General features: G+C 36.8%; 18 protein-coding genes. All 18 read left to right on the plus strand.

Annotated elements, in window-relative coordinates; all coding sequences use genetic code 11:
• Positions 1 to 40: 40 nt before the first annotated feature.
• Positions 41 to 979: a glutathione synthase gene (gene gshB, locus V4P55_RS06560; RefSeq protein ID WP_455474289.1), complete on the plus strand. Its 939-nt coding sequence runs from the start codon at positions 41 to 43 to the stop codon at positions 977 to 979.
• A gap of 152 nt (positions 980 to 1131) precedes the next feature.
• Positions 1132 to 2166 carry a PstS family phosphate ABC transporter substrate-binding protein gene (locus V4P55_RS06565; RefSeq protein WP_455474290.1) on the plus strand — a complete coding sequence of 345 codons (1035 nt, stop codon included), beginning with the start codon at positions 1132 to 1134 and terminating at the stop codon, positions 2164 to 2166.
• A gap of 71 nt (positions 2167 to 2237) precedes the next feature.
• The gene (gene pstC / locus V4P55_RS06570; RefSeq protein WP_455474291.1) at positions 2238 to 3698 is read left to right on the plus strand and encodes a phosphate ABC transporter permease subunit PstC; all 1461 of its coding nucleotides are present in this window, start codon (positions 2238 to 2240) and stop codon (positions 3696 to 3698) included.
• Positions 3695 to 4987 (plus strand): phosphate ABC transporter permease PstA, encoded by a 1293-nt coding sequence (pstA, locus tag V4P55_RS06575; RefSeq protein WP_455474292.1) that lies wholly within the window; start codon positions 3695 to 3697, stop codon positions 4985 to 4987. The genes pstC and pstA overlap by 4 nt, the downstream gene beginning before the upstream one ends.
• A gap of 41 nt (positions 4988 to 5028) precedes the next feature.
• On the plus strand, positions 5029 to 5787 hold the full coding sequence (pstB, locus tag V4P55_RS06580) for a phosphate ABC transporter ATP-binding protein PstB (RefSeq protein ID WP_455474293.1): 759 nt from the start codon (positions 5029 to 5031) through the stop codon (positions 5785 to 5787).
• 24 nt (positions 5788 to 5811) lie between these two features.
• Positions 5812 to 6534 (plus strand): phosphate signaling complex protein PhoU, encoded by a 723-nt coding sequence (gene phoU / locus V4P55_RS06585; protein ID WP_455474294.1) that lies wholly within the window; start codon positions 5812 to 5814, stop codon positions 6532 to 6534.
• A 543-nt stretch (positions 6535 to 7077) separates the two neighbouring features.
• Positions 7078 to 7932: a cell wall hydrolase gene (locus tag V4P55_RS06590; RefSeq protein ID WP_455474295.1), complete on the plus strand. Its 855-nt coding sequence runs from the start codon at positions 7078 to 7080 to the stop codon at positions 7930 to 7932.
• 31 nt (positions 7933 to 7963) lie between these two features.
• Positions 7964 to 9211, plus strand: coding sequence for an aminopeptidase (locus tag V4P55_RS06595; RefSeq protein ID WP_455474296.1), 1248 nt, complete (start codon positions 7964 to 7966; stop codon positions 9209 to 9211).
• A 34-nt stretch (positions 9212 to 9245) separates the two neighbouring features.
• On the plus strand, positions 9246 to 10121 hold the full coding sequence (gene mutM, locus V4P55_RS06600; protein WP_455474298.1) for a bifunctional DNA-formamidopyrimidine glycosylase/DNA-(apurinic or apyrimidinic site) lyase: 876 nt from the start codon (positions 9246 to 9248) through the stop codon (positions 10119 to 10121).
• Between the two features lie 74 nt (positions 10122 to 10195).
• Positions 10196 to 11584: a M20/M25/M40 family metallo-hydrolase gene (locus tag V4P55_RS06605; RefSeq protein ID WP_455474299.1), complete on the plus strand. Its 1389-nt coding sequence runs from the start codon at positions 10196 to 10198 to the stop codon at positions 11582 to 11584.
• Positions 11585 to 12205: a ribonuclease D gene (locus V4P55_RS06610; RefSeq protein WP_455474300.1), complete on the plus strand. Its 621-nt coding sequence runs from the start codon at positions 11585 to 11587 to the stop codon at positions 12203 to 12205.
• 518 nt (positions 12206 to 12723) lie between these two features.
• Complete coding sequence (locus tag V4P55_RS06615) at positions 12724 to 13041, plus strand: hypothetical protein (protein WP_455474302.1); 318 nt, start codon at positions 12724 to 12726, stop codon at positions 13039 to 13041.
• 386 nt (positions 13042 to 13427) lie between these two features.
• A complete protein-coding gene (locus V4P55_RS06620; RefSeq protein ID WP_455474303.1) occupies positions 13428 to 14282 on the plus strand; it encodes an outer membrane protein in 855 nt (284 codons plus the stop codon).
• A gap of 213 nt (positions 14283 to 14495) precedes the next feature.
• Entirely contained in the window at positions 14496 to 15353 is an 858-nt protein-coding gene (locus V4P55_RS06625) for an outer membrane protein (RefSeq protein WP_455474304.1), read from the plus strand.
• A 308-nt stretch (positions 15354 to 15661) separates the two neighbouring features.
• The gene (locus V4P55_RS06630) at positions 15662 to 16507 is read left to right on the plus strand and encodes an outer membrane protein (RefSeq protein ID WP_455474305.1); all 846 of its coding nucleotides are present in this window, start codon (positions 15662 to 15664) and stop codon (positions 16505 to 16507) included.
• A 282-nt stretch (positions 16508 to 16789) separates the two neighbouring features.
• Complete coding sequence (locus V4P55_RS06635) at positions 16790 to 17647, plus strand: outer membrane protein (RefSeq protein ID WP_455474306.1); 858 nt, start codon at positions 16790 to 16792, stop codon at positions 17645 to 17647.
• 176 nt (positions 17648 to 17823) lie between these two features.
• Entirely contained in the window at positions 17824 to 18717 is an 894-nt protein-coding gene (locus V4P55_RS06640; protein WP_455474307.1) for an outer membrane protein, read from the plus strand.
• 156 nt (positions 18718 to 18873) lie between these two features.
• Positions 18874 to 20097 carry an outer membrane protein gene (locus V4P55_RS06645; protein ID WP_455474308.1) on the plus strand — a complete coding sequence of 408 codons (1224 nt, stop codon included), beginning with the start codon at positions 18874 to 18876 and terminating at the stop codon, positions 20095 to 20097.
• The last annotated feature ends 192 nt before the right edge of the window (positions 20098 to 20289 follow it).

Raw genomic sequence — 20289 nt, forward strand, 5'->3', positions numbered from 1 at the left:
GCATAGACTAGTCCGCTTTAATTACAGAAAGGCTTTGTTCATGAAAATTGCTATTCAGATGGATCATATCTCAACAGTTCGGATTCAAGGAGATACTACATTTGCGCTTGCTTTGGCAGCGCAAGAACGTGGACACTCTCTTTTTCATTATACTCCAGATCGTTTATCTATGTACAATAGCTGTGTGATTGCATGGTTAGAGCCATTGACAGTGCAGGATAAAGAAGAATGCCATTATCAATTAGAGACACCTGTGCGCACGGAATTGAAGGATATGGATGTTGTTCTTTTACGCCAAGACCCCCCTTTTGATTTAAATTATATTACTACAACACATTTATTAGAACGTGTACACCCTAAAACACTGGTTGTGAATGATCCAGTATGGGTGCGTAATAGTCCAGAAAAAATTTTTGTTACTGAATTTTCTGATTTGATGCCAGAAACATTGATTACAAACGACATGGAAGAAGTAAAGTCTTTTAGAGATCAGTTTGGTGACATTATTATTAAACCGCTTTACGGTAATGGAGGAACAGGTGTTTTTTATTTAAGGCAAGATGATCGCAATTTAGCATCATTGTTAGAAATGTTTGCACAAATTTATCGTGAACCTTTTATTGTTCAGCGCTATTTGAATGATGTACAAAAAGGAGACAAACGTATTATTTTGCTTGATGGTAATCCCGTGGGAGCCATTAATCGGATTGCAGCTAAAATGGATATCCGCTCTAATATGCATGTTGGAGGGCAGGCAGAAAATATTGATTTAACAAAACGTGATTATGAGATTTGCGAACGCATTGGTCCAGCTTTGCGAGAACGTGGTCTTATCCTCGTGGGAATTGATGTGATTGGAGATTATATGACAGAAATTAATGTTACATCTCCTACTGGAATTCGAGAAATTAAAAACTTTGGTGGTGCGGATATTGCTAATCTTTTTTGGGATATCATTGAACTGAAATGTTCAAGTTAAATTCGTTAAAAAGGAGAACTTAAAACATAGTTCTGTTAAAAAAAGTATGAATGTTGTTTTTTTATATTTATCATATTGAAAATATGAATTAAATCCTGATTGTCATATGGTGTGAATGAGAGGTTTTGCTTCATATTTTTAGGAGTGTACAGATGAGTAAATTGCTATCAATTGGAATGGGGATAGCTTTTGCGCTTGTATTATCGGTGAGTGCTAGCAATGCTCGTGATCAAATTCGGATTGCGGGTTCATCAACAGTGCTCCCTTACCAAAAAATTGTGGCTGAGATATTTGGAGAAATTTACCCTAATTTTAAGGTTCCAATTATTGAATCTGGTGGATCTGGTGCTGGTATTAAAGATTTTTGCCGCGGCATTGGAGAAAACACAATTGATATTGTTAATACTTCGCGAGCAATGAAACAAAGCGAATTGCAGTCTTGTTTTAATGCTGGCGTAACAGATGTTGAAGAAATACTCATCGGATATGATGGCATTGTTTTTGCCACAGATATCAATGGCCCTGATTGGAAGTTGCGACCGGTAGATATTTATAGAGCACTGGCTGCTCAGGTTGTTATAAATGGGGAATTGCAATCAAACAAAACTTTGAAATGGAACGAAATTAACAATGTTTTGCCTGACTGGGTGATAGCAGCTTATATTCCTGGAGAAAAGCATGGAACGCGTGAAGTTTTTGAAGAAAAATTGCTCGTTGTAGGTTGTCGGGACAGCGGTGCAGTTGAGGTAATGAAATCTTTAGGTATGAATAATAAAGAGATACATGCCGCTTGTGTTTCTATACGTAAAGATGGAAAGGTTGTTGATATTGATGGTGATTATTCTGAAACCTTTGCTCGCTTGACTTCTAACAAAACAGGGATTGGTGTCTTTAGTTTGTCTTTTTATGAAAATAATGCTGATAGGTTAAAGGCTGCATATATCAATGGTTTTTTACCCACTGCTGAAACAATTTCTACTGGCACATATCCAGTTTTTCGTCCACTTTTCTTCTATGTTAAGAAAGCACATTTAGATATTGTGCCAGGTTTGCGAGAATATGTTGACTTTTTTATTTCTGATCAAATGATTGGTCCAAATAGTCCATTGGTTGAATATGGTTTAGTTGCGGCTTCTGAAAAAGAACGATTGGCGCAACGTTCTGCTTTTTCTGCTAGTAGCAGATGACTTTGAAATAATGTTCTACATTGCGGTATAGGAGTTTATCGTGCTGCTTATTTATAAAAATTGAAAATGATATGCACATTTCTTTTATTGTTTTTCTCTTATTAATTTTTGGTTCTATTGGTTTTTGCATTTCTTATATGCGAGCCCGTTATTTTGAATATGCACAATGTAAGATGCATTCTCGTGCATATTATTATGGCTGGTGGACATTTTTGATGACTATTATCCCAGCATTCATCTTTTTGATTTTGTGGGATAGCGGGAGCGCAGTTTATTTAGAGTATAGTGCTGCGCGAGAGGTGCGGGAATGTAGTGCATGTGTGACAGAGGTTGTTAACCCCGATCTTGTTTTAGAAATTATCCGTAGTTTAGTTAAAGTTATTCATCATTTTCAGGGGGATCTCGCTAATGTTTCATATAGTGAGGTGCAAGCACAATTGTTTGCAAAGGGGTTCATTTTGCCAAAAGAAGCTCCCGATAATGTATTAAGAATAGTACAATTATGGTATTCTTCTTCTGAAAGGCACCAATTTATTGGTGCTAGCTTATGTTTTATCATTTCTCTCGGTGGCTTTATTTTAGGAACTATGCAAGTTTCTCCGCGTCAGCGTGCGCGCAATAAAGTTGAACGCTTTATTGTTATTGGATTGATTTGTGCATCTATCGTCGCTGTTTTAACGACAGTGGGTATTGCACTTTCTTTATTTTTGCAAACGATGAACTTTTTTCAGTCTGTATCCTTTTCAAATTTCTTTTTTGGAACGGTTTGGGATCCACGTTTTTCATCTAGTGGTTCAGGGAATGAAGTGGGACAATTTGGTTTAATACCATTACTTGCTGGTACGCTTTATATTGCGTTTGTAGCAATGCTTTTTGCTGTTCCAATAGGGTTATTTTCAGCTCTTTATATGGCTGAATATGCGTCACCTCGATTGCGATCAATTGTTAAACCATTGTTGGAAATGCTTGCTGGCATTCCAACTATTGTATATGGTTTTTTTGCTTTAAAGATTGTCGGTCCATTTTTGCATGATCTCTCCATTTTTCTTTCTGGTGGTGTTGGTTTTATTATGGCGCAAAGTGTTTTGACAGCTGGATTTGTAATGGGGATTATGTTGATCCCTTTTGTTTCTTCTTTGTCAGATGATGTTATTACGGCTGTTCCACGTTTTTTGCGTGAAGGATCTTATGGTTTAGGAGCAACACAATCTGAAACAATAAAAAAAGTCGTGATACCAGCTGCTCTCCCGGGAATTATAGGGGCAATTTTATTAACAGCATCACGCGCAATTGGAGAGACAATGATTGTCGTTTTAGCAGCGGGTGTTTTAGCAAATTTAACTCTTAACCCGTTTGAAGCAATGACTACAATGACGGTTAAGATTGTCAATCAATTAACGGGTGATTTTGAATTTAATTCTCCACAAACTCTTGTTGCTTTTGCTTTGGGAATGACTCTTTTTATTATAACTTTTTTGATGAATATTTTTGCGCTTTACATTGTGCGAAGATATCGGGAACAATATGAATGAGTGAAGCTTTTTGTTCGCATCGTCGCAATATTGGTCTCAAACGTAGACGTTGGGCCGAACGTCGTTTTCGAGCGTATGGTTTAATAGCTATTTTTATTGGTTTTTTCTTTTTATTTGCGCTTTTATGGTCTGTCATTAGTCAGGGATACTCAGCTTTCTTTCAAAGTAAAATAACATTATCAGTTTATTTGGATGAAAAAGTTATCGATCCAAATAATCAACGAGAAATAGATCCAAAGGTATTAATAACTGCGAATTATCCGGTTCTTGTCCGTAATGCTTTGGCACAAAAGCTTAATGTAGATAAAAATGATCGAGCTCTAATGCGTGAAGTTAATCGTATGTTTTCAAGCAGTGTGCGCGTTCAATTGCGCGAAATGGTGACAAAGAATCCAAAACTTATTGGAACAACGCAGAAAGTTACAGCTTTAGTCGCAGCAGATATTGATTCTGCTTATAAAGGGCAGATTGATTTGCGTGTTGCGGAAACAAAACGTAAAGTTTCTGATCGTCAAGTGGAATGGATGAGACGTTTGATTCATGATGGTACACTTTATAAAACGTTTAACTTTAGCTTTTTTACATTTGGTGATTCAAGTCGTGCTGAGGTTGCAGGATTAGGTGTCGCTATAATTGGTTCTTTTTATATGATGGCTATTGTTTTAGTGATTTCGCTGCCTATAGGCGTAGCCACAGCTATTTATCTTGAAGAATATGCACGTAAAAATAAATTTACAGATTTCATTGAAATTAATATCAATAATCTTGCCGCTGTTCCTTCAATTGTTTTTGGTCTTTTAGGACTTGCTGTTTTTATTAATTTTTTTGGTTTACCGCGTTCAGCCTCTCTTGTTGGTGGGCTTGTTTTAGCTCTCATGACACTACCAACAATTATTATTGCAACGCGTTCTGCTTTACGGGCTGTTCCTTCTTCTATTCGCGCGGCGGCTTTAGGACTAGGAGCGTCGAAAACACAAATGGTTTTTCACCATGTTGTTCCTTTAGCTATACCTGGTATTGTAACAGGAACGATTATTGGTGTGGCTCAAGCTTTAGGTGAAACTGCACCTTTACTTTTAATTGGAATGGTTGCCTTTGTTGTGAATATTCCTGCTACACCAATGGATCCAGCAACAGCTTTGCCAGTTCAAATTTTTATGTGGGCGGGTGAAGTAGAACGCGCCTTTGTTGAAAAGACATCAGGCGCTATTATCGTATTGATAATTTTTCTTGTTATCATGAATATTGTTGCTGCTTTTTTGCGCCGACGATTTGAACGGCATTACTAATTTCGATAAAATTTTTGTTCTAAAATGAGGTAAATTTTGTCATGAAGATTAAAATGCGTGGTCAGGATGTAAAAGTTTTTTATGGAGAAAAAGAAGTTCTCCATGGTATTACTCTTGATATCCCTGAGCACCGGGTTACGGCTCTAATCGGTCCGTCAGGTTGCGGAAAGTCAACTTTTTTACGCTGTTTTAACCGTATGAATGACATTATTGAGGGAGCTAAAGTAACAGGTCTTCTTACTTTGGATGGGGAAGATATTTATGACCCGCGTATTGATGTAGTAGAATTGCGTGCGCGAGTTGGTATGGTTTTTCAAAAACCAAGCCCTTTTCCTAAGTCTATTTTTGAAAATGTTGCTTATGGACCACGCATTCATGGTTTAGTTAAATCGCGTGCTGAATTGCGTGATGTAGTGGAAAAAAGTCTGAGGCAAGCAGGGTTATTTGAAGAAGTAAAAGATCGACTTCATGATGCAGGAACAAGTTTGTCAGGAGGACAGCAACAACGTTTATGTATTGCGCGTGCTATTGCTGTTAATCCTGAGGTTATTTTAATGGATGAGCCCTGTTCTGCACTTGATCCAATCGCAACAGCACGTATTGAAGAGCTTATTGATGAGCTACGGAAAAATTATACAATTGTTATTGTAACACATTCAATGCAGCAAGCAGTACGGGTTTCTCAATATACAGCTATGTTCCATTTGGGACACTTGGTAGAAGTTGGTAAAACTGAAATGATATTCAATTCACCAAAAGAACAGCGAACACAAGATTATATTACAGGGCGTTTTGGATAGGTAAATTTGAGGAGTGTAAAAAAAATGTCTATGAACCATACTGTTCGTTCTTATGATGCAGAATTAAAATATTTGACATCAAAGATTACGCAAATGGGTAGTCATGCTGAGAAAATGGTTCAACGTTCTGTTGCTTCAATCGTATATAATGATCTCCAGCTTGCTGATACAGTTATCGCGGATGATTTATTTATGGATGAAGCAGAACGCGATATTGATGAAAAAGCAATTACGGTTATTTGTAAGCGTCAACCGATGGCTGTTGATTTACGTGAAATTGTTGGAGCTATTCGTATTTCTGCCGATCTTGAGCGGATTGGAGACATGGCTAAAAATATTGCTAAGCGTACGGTCGCTATTTCAGAAATTCGTCAACCTGCAGCTTTTTATTGTCGGTTGGAAACGATCACAGCTTTGGCGCTCAATCAGTTAAGAGATGTTTTAAATGCTTATACAAGCCGTTTATTAGAACATGTAGATGCCGTGCGTGAGCGTGATGATGAAATTGATACTCTTTATACTTCTCTTTTTCGAGAGCTTTTGGCTTATATGGCAGAAGATGCACGCAATATAACGGTTTGCACGCATTTACTTTTTTGTGTGAAAAACATTGAGCGCATTGGCGATCACGTTACCAATATTGCTGAAACGCTGCATTATATCATAACGGGTTATCATATGTCTGCTGATCGTCCTCGCGATGATCTTACATACAAGGTTGGGGTAGGAGAGAGAAAAACAAATTAAGATATACAGCTTAGATGTATAAAAATGATTTTTTGTTGAAAACAAGAAACGTTGTGGACTCTTTCAGGATAATCGAAGGAGAGAGGTAAAGTTTGTGCGTTATGGGTAATAAGAAAGAAAGCAAAAATATTTTTAAAAGCTGTGCTGTAAATTGTTTAAGTTAGATATGCTTGGATATGAAGTGTCGTTACCATTTATGCATCAATGAAAAGAAAAGCTTTTTATTATTTTGCTAAAATTGATGTTGAGAAGGCATTTTTTTTATTTGCAGATTTAATATTAACGCAGATAATTTTAGCTTTCATTTTTTTGATCTTGAAATAATGATGTGTTTTTTTGTGGTGCGCTGCAATAGGGTAGCCATAAATTTTAAGGCTATCTTTATAGGTAATATTTCATAATTATTGAAATTGTATAAAAATTTTGTGCATTTTATGACAAAATCATGTCTTTTATTAAGAATTTTTAATTTTTTTCACATAAATGTTTTTTTTATGACATCTTATTTGCAACATTTAAAGATATGGAAATGTATTGTGTAAAATGAAAAAAGATCGTTTTATTGTTTTAATGATCTGCTGTGTAGCATCATTAGTCACTGGAGGATGTACATTAAATAAGTTTGCTTTTAACAAAGTAAATGATGACAAGAAGATACAGGCTGTGGTTTATCCGTCGACTGAGCATCAATGTCTTATGAGGGCAATGTATTTTGAATCTAATCGTACAAGTCGCGAAGGGATGATTGCAGTGGGAACGGTTGTTATGAATCGTGTTAATTCAAGTGCTTATCCAAAGACGATCTGTGGGGTCGTTGGTCAACATAAGCAGTTCGCCCCTGGTGTTTTAACGCGTCCTATGACTGAGCCAGCATCTGTTGCTCGTGCTAGAGAGGCTGCCGATGCTGTTTTGCGCGGAGAACGAGACAAAAAAGTTAAAGATGCTATGTTTTTTCATACAGCTGGTTTTTCTTATCCTTATAAAAATATGCACTATGTTCGTATAGCTGGAGGCAATGCTTTTTATGAAAGGCGCGCGCGTGATGGTTCGCGCCAAGTTCCAGCTAACAATCGTCCTTATGATGTTGCTTTTGCTTTTGCTCAAGAGCGCGCCGGCAATGTGCCAAGCTTCACGGATGAAAATTTAGTAACAAATAGTGACGTAAAGATAGAAGAGAAACAAAATACATCGATTGCAATAGATATAGCTCAGGCGGATACGTCACATATTACGCCTTTTGTTGTTGTACAGCTTGATAAGGTGCCCATTCCTACGTTTGCACCTGATCGCACAAATCAGAAAAAAGAAAATGAAATGGCTGTGGCATATGCAGTACCTTCATCAGATCAGTTAATTGCAATTGTTGCAATGTTGGAAGAGCGGTATAGAAGTCGGTAATATTCTCATAATCAAAAAAAGGATATTGGTAATGTGCCTTGATATTTATGAAACAGTTTCATCTGAAATGCTTGATCGTCTTGCGGAAGTTGCTGTAAAAGTAGGGCTTAATTTACAAGAAGAGCAAAATCTTATTTTGACAGCTCCAATTGTTGCTTTACCTTTTGTTCGGCGCATTGCATATCATGCTTATAGAGCTGGTGCTGGTGTGGTTACACCATTTTTTAGCGATGACGTATTGTCACTTATGCGCTTTGAGAATGCACGTGATGCAAGTTTTGATTGTGCACCTTCTTGGTTATATGAGGGCATGGCAAAGGCTTTTGAAAATGGTGCTGCTCGTTTAGCAATTACTGGCGATGATCCTTTTTTGCTTGCTGATCAAGATTTGAATAGGGTGACACGTTTAAATAAGGCCGCTTCGATAGCATATCAGCCTGCACTTAAAGAAATATCCAATTTTTCCATGAATTGGTCGATAGTTGCATATCCCACGGCAGGGTGGGCTAAAGCGGTATTCCCTTCTTTGCCGCTTAATGAAGCAATTAAAAAATTAGCCGATGCAGTTTTTGCAGCGTCTCGTGTTACGGAAGATGATCCAGTGCATGCATGGAAGGTACATAATGCAATTTTAAAACAACGGTCATCTTGGCTTAATGAACAACGTTTTTCTGTTTTGCATTTTACAGGACCGGGGACTGATTTGAAGGTTGGCTTGGCAGATGATCATGAATGGCACGGTGGTGCATCAGTGGCTCAAAATGGTGTTGTTTGTAATCCTAATATTCCAACGGAAGAAGTATTCACCACTCCTCATGCATATAAGGTTGAAGGTTTTGTTCGTTCAACGAAGCCTCTTTCTTATCAAGGGACACGTATTGATGACATTGAGATGCGTTTTGAAGCGGGGCGTATTGTTGATGCGCGTGCTTTGAAAGGTGAGGCAGTTTTGCAAAAGGTTTTACAAAGCGATGAGGGTGCAAGTCGATTAGGCGAGGTTGCTCTTGTTCCTCATTCGTCACCGATTTCTAAGAGTAATCTTCTTTTTTATAACACATTATTTGACGAAAATGCCGCATGTCATATTGCTTTAGGACAATGTTATTCTAAGTGCTTTTTAAATGGTGCATCATTAACAGCAGAAGAAATTGCAGCGCGTGGTGGTAATAAAAGTATGATTCATATTGATTGGATGATTGGCTCAGGTGAAATTGATATAGACGGCATTACACAGGAGGGTACAAAAATTCCTATACTTCGCCAAGGTGAATGGGTTTAATGTTTTTGTAAATGTTTAATTATTGGGAAAATGGATGCCAGAGCTCCCTGAAGTCGAAACGGTTCGCCGTGGTCTTGATCCAGTTGTGAATGGCGCAAAGATATTATCAGTTACACTTAATCGTAAAAATTTGCGGTTTCCTTTTCCAGAGGCGTTTTCTGAACGGCTTGTGGGGAGAATAATTCTAGATCTTGGTCGGCGTGCGAAATATTTGTTGTTTTACCTTTCACAAGGTGAAACAATTTTGAGTCATTTAGGAATGTCAGGATCATGGCGCATAGAAGATAAAGTTTTAAGACAAGAATGTTCTTTTACAGAAAAATTTGTTGCACATGATCATTTTGTAATGGATGTTCAATCAAAAAGTGGAAAAGTTTATCGTCTCATTTATAATGATGCTCGTCGTTTTGGGTTTATGCTTTTAGTGGATACCAACAGGCTTTATGAACATCCACTTTTAAAGAAATTAGGTCTTGAGCCTATGAGTAATGCGTTTTCTGGTGATTATTTACAAAAGTCTTTTATTAATAAAAAACAATCTCTTAAAGGCGCTTTGCTTGATCAGTCTATTGTTGCGGGTCTTGGAAATATTTATGTTTGTGAAGCGCTTTGGCGTAGCCGCTTATCTCCTAAGCGTTGCGCATTTACATTAGCACTAAAAACGATCCGTGCACGTGAATTTGCAGATTCTTTAGCACAAAATATACGCAATGTAATTTCTGAAGCAATTTTATCTGGTGGCTCTTCTTTGCGTGATTATAAGCATGTTGATGGCTCACTTGGCTATTTTCAGCACACTTTCTCAGTTTATGGTCGCGAGGGAGAAGAATGTTTGCAATGTGGGATGTCTATAGTACGAATTTTGCAATCAGGGCGTTCGAGTTTTTACTGCTTGCAGTGTCAAAAGTGAATAAGGTGGCTTGAAAAATTTAAGAAGAAGCTTAAAGTCACATCTGCAATTGTACAAGACTTGAGAGGGTTTTTATGCTGAATAGAGTATTGACACATCTTGATGAGAATATAGAAAAGAGTCTTGAGCGCCTTTTTTCTCTTTTACGTTTTCAATCAATTTCTACAGATCCTGCCTATAAGGATATCTGTCGCAAAACCGCTGATTGGTTAGTGGAAGATCTAAAAAGTATTGGTTTTAATGCTTCGCGTCGTGATACACCTGGTCATCCGATGGTTGTTGGGCATCATCCAGGCGCTTCAGAAAATTGTTTGCATGTGCTTTTTTATGGGCATTATGATGTTCAGCCTGTTGATCCACTCAATTTATGGGAAGATGATCCGTTTAAGCCATCTATAAAAGAACAAGGGGGCGAAAAAGTCATTTGTGCACGTGGCGCTTCAGATGATAAAGGTCAGCTTATGACTTTTATTGAAGCGTGTCGCGCTTTTAAAAAAGAAACCGGACAGCTTCCTGTTAAGGTTACTATTTTATTTGAAGGAGAAGAAGAAAGTGGATCTTCTTCTTTAATTCCTTTTTTAAAAGAAAATGTTGATGAATTGAAAGCTGATTGTGCTTTGGTTTGTGATACTACAATGTGGGATGCAAATACACCATCAATTGCTGTTGGTCTTCGGGGTTTTTTGGGAGAAGAGATCATTGTTACAGCGGCTAATTGTGATTTGCATTCTGGTTCTTTTGGAGGTCCAGCGGCTAATCCTATTCGTATTTTGTCCAAGATTTTAGCAGGACTGCATGATGAAAATGGTCGAGTAACTCTTCCAGGATTTTATGATGGTGTGGAAGAAACACCGTCACATATTTTACAAATATGGAATGAGCTTGGTTGTAATGCTGAGACATTTTTGGGGCCTATTGGCCTTTCTATTCCTGCCGGTGAAAAGGGAAGGAGTATTTTAGAACAAATATGGGCTCGTCCTACAGCAGAAATCAATGGTATTAGTGGTGGCTATGAAGGTGAGGGATTTAAAACCGTTATTGCTTCCAAAGCAAGCGCAAAGGTTTCTTTTCGCTTAGTGCATAAGCAAGATCCAGAGAAAATACGTCAAGCCTTTCGTGATTATGTGCGAAGCTTTATTCCTGCTGATTGTACAGTTGCATTTAAAGAACATGGCGCTTCTCCAGCAATTCAACTTCCTTATGATTCACCTTTTATCAAGGCAGCAAAAGATGCTTTATCACAAGAATGGAACAACCCAGCTTTATTAACTGCGATGGGAGGGTCTATCCCAGTTGTTGGAGATTTTCAGTCCATTCTTGATATGGAAACGGTTTTAGTTGGATTTGCACTAGATGATGACCGTATTCACTCACCTAATGAAAAGTATAATTTAAAATCGTTTCATAAGGGGCAGCGGTCTTGGGCGCGGATTCTTGCAACTTTAGCAAAAATAGGAGGATAAATGACGGAGATTCGTGTTCATCAAGGTGATTTGCCAAATTTGGATAATTATCAAATTGATGCTGTTGCAGTTGATACAGAAACTTTAGGGTTACAACCGCATCGTGATCGTTTATGTGTTGTTCAGCTTTCTTCTGGGGATGGTAGTGCTGACGTTATACAGATTGCTAAAGGGCAAAAAAGTGCACCTAATTTAGTCAAATTACTTGAAGATAATACCATTACTAAAATTTTTCATTTTGGGCGTTTTGATCTTGCTATTTTAGCGCATACGTTTGGTGTTATGCCAGATGCTGTTTTTTGTACAAAGATTGCTTCAAAACTTACTCGTACTTATACGGACCGTCATGGATTAAAAGAAATTTGTAGCGAATTGTTGAATGTCAATATTTCTAAACAGCAACAATCTTCTGATTGGGCAGCAGAAACTTTATCGCGTGCACAAATCGAATATGCAGCATCAGATGTGTTATATTTGCATCGTTTAAAAGATGTTCTTGAAGAACGTTTAAGACGTGAAGAGCGGGAAAGTGTCGCAAAAGCGTGTTTTCAATTTTTACCTATGAGGGCAAAACTCGATCTTTTAGGATGGCCAGAGGTTGATATTTTTGCGCATAGCTGACTTTAATATTTACATTTGCTTTAAACATCGTAAGTAGAAAAAAATCATATGGTTGAACAAAGCGCCTGTGTAGAGGCAAGGGTGTCTTTGTTCGCTTTTTTATTTTGATTTTATGTAGCGTTCTTTTTCAAGATTTCATGACAAATAAATATTATCATGAAGATGATAGCAGAAAAATATGGAACTGTATTAAAGGATCAATATATACACAGTTACTGTTGGTTTGTATTAGGTAAGAGAGTATAAGATACTCTTGCTAAAGAAGTGAGCTGTAAAAATATCTAGACTATTAGTACTAACCACAAACTGTATATTATATTTTCATTTATCTCGATATACGTGATTTGTTAATAGCTGACTTAGCTAAAAGATTTTCCTTTATTTTGAAATAGAAATATATCAAATTATTGTTTTTAAAACATTTTTTTGTTTATAAATAATCCTGTTATTTTTTATAGACATGTGGTTCTTGTCTACTATATAAATACAATATGGATATTTTATATGGAGATAAGGTTATGAATATGAAATATTTTATTATGGTTTCTACGACAGTTTTTACTTTTTCTTTGGTTCCTGCAGCTCAGGGAGAAGGTCTTTTGATTTCACAAAAATTGGCAGATATTTCTTTTAAGGATCCCTCTCTTAATAAAGGTTTGGGTGATCATTTAAGTGAAATTCTTCTCAAGGAATTTTCTCATATCGATCATAATAATTGGGAAGAGGCCAAAAAATTAAAATTAGAATCTGTAGCGTTGAAGCGTAAAAAAAGGCATGCTCCTGGTGGGGGAAGGCGAGAACGTCCAAAGTTGTCTAGAGGTCCAATGAGTTATTAGCAAGTAAAAAAAACAATGTCAGGTTGTAAGATTTTCATTTGAGTTGATTGCATTCCACAATTGAGGGTGAAGGGCGTTGTTTATTTACATTTTGATGCCAATAATGAGATTTGGAATCTTGTGTTATATTATTGTAAAGCGGGGGGAGATATTAAGTTTTTGAAAAAAATAAAGTTGAGTTTAATGAGGGGTGGGGTTTTGATTTTTCATTGGGGGTAGGTTTTAATTGGGGGTAGGCTTTATAAGTTCTCATTTGTGATATTCATAAATATTCGTGCTTCATGCCTGAGAGTTTTTTGTCTTTTGAGTGTGTTATTTTTGCTACAGACATTTGGAGAAGCGGCTCTATATGAGCTCACATATTCAAATGCATGAGGGAGATTATTATGAATATAAAATGGTTAATAGCAGCCTCTTCTTTTGCTTTTTCTGTTTCTGCAGGATGGGCAGCAGACATGGTCACTTACCGTGCGCCTGTAGCATCTGTTGTCACCACACCGGTTGTTGTTGCTCCTACTTTTTCTTGGACAGGTTCGTATATTGGTGGTGAGATTGGCAATTTTTCTGGTGACACTAACGTTGAGTTTACTCGAAAAGAGCAAAAAATTCCTATTAACGAAAATACTATGCCGCACTTATCAGGATCTGTAGGCGGTTTTTATGCAGGTTCGAACATTGAGTTCGGAAAAGGTATTGTTATAGGTTTTGATACAGATATTGTTTTTATTGGTAAAAAAAATACTCAAAACGTCAAAGGAAGAGCGATTAAAAAGAGTCGAGTAGATGAAATTACGGAAACATTAAAAAAAGCCGGTATTCATATAAAAACGGACCAAGGAAAGGAGATAAAGATACAAGAAGGTGACAAACGATTAGATAGTTATACTTTTAAACAAAAATGGGCTGGAGCTCTAAGAGCGCGTATGGGTTTTGTTGCCGGTCGTGTTTTGCCTTATATTGCCGGTGGTGTCGCATATTCTCAATTTCAAAGCACTGCGTCGATAGAAATATTACAACAAAATACAGCTGATAGACTAGCTTTCGGTCATTTGGCGGATGAAAAGAAGTCATTTGTTGGTTATACCGTTGGAGGAGGTGTTGATTTAGCAATGACTGATAATATTATCATGCGTGCAGAATACCGTTATTCAGATTATGGTAAAAAGAAATTAGCAAGAGATAAATATGATATTTCTTATAAAACCAATGATTTTCGTGTTGGTATAGCTTATAAATTTTAATATTTTATAAGCTTTATAAAAACTTTTGCATTTTGACATAATTTAATTATGGCGAAATTAAACCTTTAAAAAAGCTTATTATAATAGACTAATTATTATAATAGACTATAATAAAGCGCTTGTTTTTTGAATGTGTTATTTTTACTATAGTCATTTGGAGGAGCGGCTCTATATGAGCCCACATATTCAAATTCAAGGGGGGGGATATAAATTATGAATATAAAATGGTTATTAGCAGCCGCTTCTTTTGCTTTTTCTGTTTCCTCTGTGTGGGCAGCAGATGTTTTTATTCATCGTAAGGCTGTAACACCTGCGATGAGTGCACCGGTTATGGTTTCTCCTACTTTTTCTTGGACAGGTTCGTATATTGGTGGTGAGATTGGTAGTTTTTCTGGTAGCCCTAAAGTAGATTTTGCTCGTAAAGGGCAAATAGTTCCCATTGATAAAAATGCTTTGCCTAATCTGTCAGGTTTTGCAGGTGGTTTTTATGCAGGTTCAAACATTGATTTGGGCAAAGGTTTTGTTTTTGGCTTTGATACAGACTTTGTTTTTATTGATAAAAAGAACACTCAGACAATCAAAGAAAAACCGCTTTCAGCATATGTGGTAGAACCTCTTATGCTGGAATTTAAAAAAGTCGGTATTAAAATCAAAGTGGGACAGGAAGAGGATCCTGAAGGAATTCAAGTAGGTGATAAACGGGTAGATAGTTATACTTTTCAACAAAAGTGGGCTGGTGCTGTGAGGGCGCGGATTGGTTTTGCGGCTGGTCGTGTTTTGCCTTATATTGCTGGTGGTGTTGCATATTCTCAGGTTCAAAATACTGCGTCTATAGCAATATTAGCACAAAATACGGATGAAATGATTGCTTTTGGTAATTTTGTGGATGAAAAGAAATCATTTGTTGGTTATACTGTTGGAGGAGGTATTGACTTAGCAATGACTGATAATGTTATCATGCGTGCAGAATACCGTTACTCAGATTATGGTAAAAAGAAATTAGTAAGAGATAAATACAATATTTCTTATAAAACCAATGATTTTCGTGTTGGTATAGCTTATAAATTTTAATGTTTTATAAGTTTTAATCATTAAGAAGCTTTGCAAAAACAAAGCTTCTTTTTTTGTGATTATAGTTATTATATTGTAAAATATTTCGTGTAGAGAATATTATTGCTTAATTCGTGATAAAAGAAGCTTTATAAAAACTTTTGCATTTTGACATAGTTTAATTATGAAGGAATTAAACCTTTAAAAAAGCTTATTATAATAGACTATAATAGAGCGTTTGTTTTTTGAATGTGTTATTTTTACTACAGTTATTTGGAGGATGGGCTCTATATGAGTGCACATATTCAAATTCATGAGGGAGATAAATTATGAATACAAAATGGTTAGTAACAGTTTTTGCTTTTGTTTTTTCTGTTTCTAAAGGATGGACAGCAGATGCTATTATTCACCATGAGCCTATAGCAGATATTACAGCTTCACCAGTTATTGTTTCTCCTCTTTTTTCTTGGGAAGGATTGTATTTGGGTGGTAAGGTTGGAAATTTTTCCAGCAACAATAAAATGGACCACCTTCTTGGACCAGAAGGAAAAATCTCTGTTGGTAAAGATCTTTCACCTAAATTATCTGGTTTTATTGGTGGCTTTTATGCAGGCTCTAACTTTGAGTTTAATAATGGTTTTATTCTAGGTATTGATACAGATGTTCTTTGGGTTAATAAAAGTGATACTAAGGCGGCTAAACCATTTAAGATGAATGATGATCAGGTAAAAGTTGTTAAGCAAGAGTTAAAAGAGGCTGGAATCAAAGTAATGGACTATGAAAGAGTCCAAAAAGATGATGAACGAACTAACAGTTTTGCTTTAAAACAAAAATGGGCTGGTGCTGTAAGAGCGCGTATTGGTTTTGCGGCTGGTCGTGTTTTGCCTTATATTGCTGGTGGTGTTTCTTATACTCAGCTTCAGGACTCTACGTTTATATCAGTAACAAGGGGGATATCAAATGTAGTGATCGCTTCTGGTGAGTTATCTGATGAAAAAAAATCTCTAGTTGGTTATACACTTGGGGGCGGCATTGATTTTGCACTAACTGATAGTGTTATTGTCCGCGCGGAATACCGTCATTCTGACTATGGTAAAAAGAAATTCATAAAAAGTAAATATGAAATTGCCTATAAAACCAATGATTTTAATATTGGTATAGCCTATAAATTTTGATGTATAATGATTTGATTCATCAAGGAGTCTTGTTTGGAAACACTTTGATTTGTAGCTATAGTTATAAGTTTTTTTTATGTATAAAGCATAGTTGTTTAAGCTTTGATAAAAATATTATTAAAGATATTTTGTATTTGAATGAGTTTAGAAAAAATACTACAAATAATTTTAAAATTTTGTTTTTTTTATGTCTGTATCATTTTTACTACAGATTTTTTTGTCGTAGCCGTATAAGATCACGCACATAAATAAAATCACGCACAAATAATTAGGAGCAAATTTATGAATATAAAACGTTTAATGGCGACTTCTGTTATTGCCTTGACTTCGATTTCTGCGGTGCAAGCTGCAGATATTATGGCGCCTAAAGAAGAGTCATCTGCAGTTGTCACCTTTACTCCTGCGTTTTCTTGGACAGGTTTTTATCTTGGTGGTCAAGTTGGTAATTTTTCTAGTAATATTAAGATGACGGGATCAAGAGAGGCTGAATCTTGGGCTAAAGATAGATCACCTAAGGTTTCAGGCTTCACAGGTGGTGTTTATGCTGGTTCTAATATGGAACTTGGACATGGTGTCATTTTGAGTGTTGAAACAGATGCGGTTTGGCAAGATCGGGAGGATACAAAACCAGTCTTTACAGATGTTGTTCTTGATGAACACTTGGTTTCTAATTTTAAACAGGAATTTAAGAAGGCCAAGATTAATGGGGATATGGATGGTGTAATTGTAGAAAACGCTAAAGCAAGTGATGATCTTACTTTTAGAACGAAGTGGTCTGGTGCTACGCGGGTACGTCTTGGTTATACAGTTGCTGATCGTATGATGCCTTATATTGCTGGTGGTATTTCTTATGCGCAAATACGTGGCTTTGATACAGTTACTGTAACGAAAGAGGAAGCTAAGGGTGTTCAAGCTACAAGAAGTAATGATAAAACTATTTCTGGTGTGCTTTATGACACGAAAAAAACAATGGTTGGTTATGCTCTTGGTGCCGGTGTTGATTTTGCAATCATTGATAATGTTATCTTACGTGCAGAATACCGTTACTCGGATTTTGGTAAAGTAAAACTTTCAAACGAAAGTTATGAAGCTGCTTATAAAACCAATGATTTCCGTGTTGGTGTAGCTTACAAATTCTAATATAGCAAAAGCTGATTCTGATCTAGTTTTAGTATAGAGAAAGCTCTATATATAAGAGATCTTTAAAAGCTCCGTCTTTGACGGGGCTTTTATTTTTACTATTTTCATTGCAGACATCTGGCTTTCAAGCTCTATATGAGGCTGCGTGTTCAAATATCTGACTATGGAGATAAATTATGAATATGAAATGGGTAATAACAGCCTCCACCTTTGTTATAGTTTTAGCTTCTTCAGCACAAGCATCAGATGTTATCATGCATAATCAACCTATAGCAACATACTCAGCGTATACGGCAGTTGCACCAACTACACCAATTATTTTGACTCCTCATGCATTTTCTTGGTCAGGTTTTTACCTTGGTGGCCAGATTGGCAGTATTTTAGGTAAAGCTGACATGAACGTTATTGAGAAAAAAAAGAATACTCTATTTAATAGAGATTTTTTACCTAAATTTTCGGGTTTTGTGGGTGGTATTTATGCCGGATCTAATGTTGATTTCAGAAATGGCTTGGTTTTGGGTGTTGATAGCGATATTGTTTGGGTTAATAAAAGCGAGACTAAGACAACAGCAACACGAAAGATTAAGGAAGGGCAGAAAGAGCAGCTTACGAATATATTGAAAAATATTGGAATTGAGATAAAAGAAGAAGGCATTGAGGCTGGTGACGAACAACTTAACAATTTTACTTATAAAGAAAAATGGATTGGTGCTACGCGAATGCGTATAGGTTTTGCTGCCGATCGCTTTTTTCCATATGTCGCTGGTGGTGTGTCTTATATGCAGACTCACGATGTTGCTGTGATATCAATAAAAAGAAAAGGTGAAAAAGCTGAAGATGCAAAACCAGATGAAGATCAGTTGATTGCTTCCGGTACTTTGTCTAACGAAATAAAATGGTTGGTTGGTTATACTTTGGGTGGTGGGATCGATTTTGCTGTGACTGATAATGTTGTTATGCGCGCGGAATATCGTTACTCAGAGTTTAGTAAAAAGAAATTTGTAGATGATAAGCACGAAGTTTCTTATAAAATCAATGATTTTCGTGTTGGTATAGCTTACAAGTTTTAATCTTTAGTATGAAGTGCATGTAGCAAAAATCAAATGATCAAGGAGCTCCGTTTTTAACGGAGCCTTTATTTTTTGTGACTGTGTTATTTTTACTACAGATATTTTAATAAAGATGTCTTATAGAAAACATCTTTATGGATATTTGGAGATATTTTTATGAACACAAAATGTTTAATAACGGCATCTATTTTTGCTTTGGTTTCAGCATCTGTTGCGCAGGCTGCTGATGTGATGATTCCTCAAAAATCGGTCCAACCGGTTGCTGCTTCACCTGTTGTAGCTCCTGATTTTACATGGACGGGTTTTTATGTTGGTGGTCAAGCAGGCGGTTTTTTTGGCAAAACGGATATAAACATTGTTGATGGAAGTGGAGTTGTACCGCTGAGTGAAGACTTGTCTCCTAAGCTTTCTGGTTTTTTTGGTGGAGCTTATGCAGGTTCTAATATTGATCTTGGAGATGATTTTGTACTTGGTGTCGATACGGATTTTATTTGGTCCGGAAAAAAGCACATAAAGACAGTTACTCTAGATATGTTAAATGATGATGCAATAGACCATGTCGTTGGAAGAACGCGCCGATCAGCACCAGCACCAGCAACGCCAGCACCAGCAACGCCAGCACCAGCAAAGCCGGTGGCAGCAACAAAACCAGTGGCAGCGGCAAAACCAGTGGCAGCGGCAAAACCAGTGGCAGCGACAAAGCCAGTGGCAGCGGCAAAGCCAGTGGTAGCACCAGTAGCGGGCGCAAACCCAACAGGTGTAGATTATGCTGGACATCACGGACATAGCGGTGTGTCTCATGGTGGTGGGCATGGAAGTTCTCCTCATGGTGCACCTGATTCTGCACATCATGGTATGGCACATGCTAGTGGGAGTGGATATGGGAATGCAAATCATGGAGCAGGACATGGTGCGCAACAATCTTCACATGCTGCGGGTAGCAAAGGGTCAAATGCACATAGTATAGAAGAAATGAATCGGATGGCTTCTTTGTTTGGTTATGGCCAAGATCATGTTGAATCTCTAAGTCATACTTTAAAACAAAACTGGTCTGGGGCTACGAGGGTACGTGTCGGTTTTGCTGCTGATCGTATTATGCCGTATGTTGCTGGTGGTATTGCATATACGCAGCTTCAAGATACTTTATCGTTGAAAAAACAGGATGAGGAAACTGCTTCGTCTGAAAATATAGCGGATGAAACAAAGACAATGATTGGTTATACTGTTGGTGGTGGTGTTGAATTTGCAGTGACAGATAATATTTTGCTGCGTGCAGAATACCGCTATTCAGATTTTGGTAAAAAGAAATTTGCAAAAGAAAAACTTGAAATTAACTATAAGACCAATGACTTCCGTGTTGGTGTCGCTTATAAATTTTAATTTTGAGCAAAATAAAATTGTTAAAAGTCCCCATCAGAGATGGGGTCTTTATTTTTTTAAGAAGACCATTTTGGTGTTTCCTTTCTTAATAGTTTCATGATAAAGCCCATGGAGCATGATGATATATCTTTTCGATCGCTGCTTACTTAATCTGAATGATTGATTTGGTTATTCTATAGTAAAAAACTAAAG

It is taken from the genome of Bartonella sp. B30(2025), from assembly GCF_053793825.1.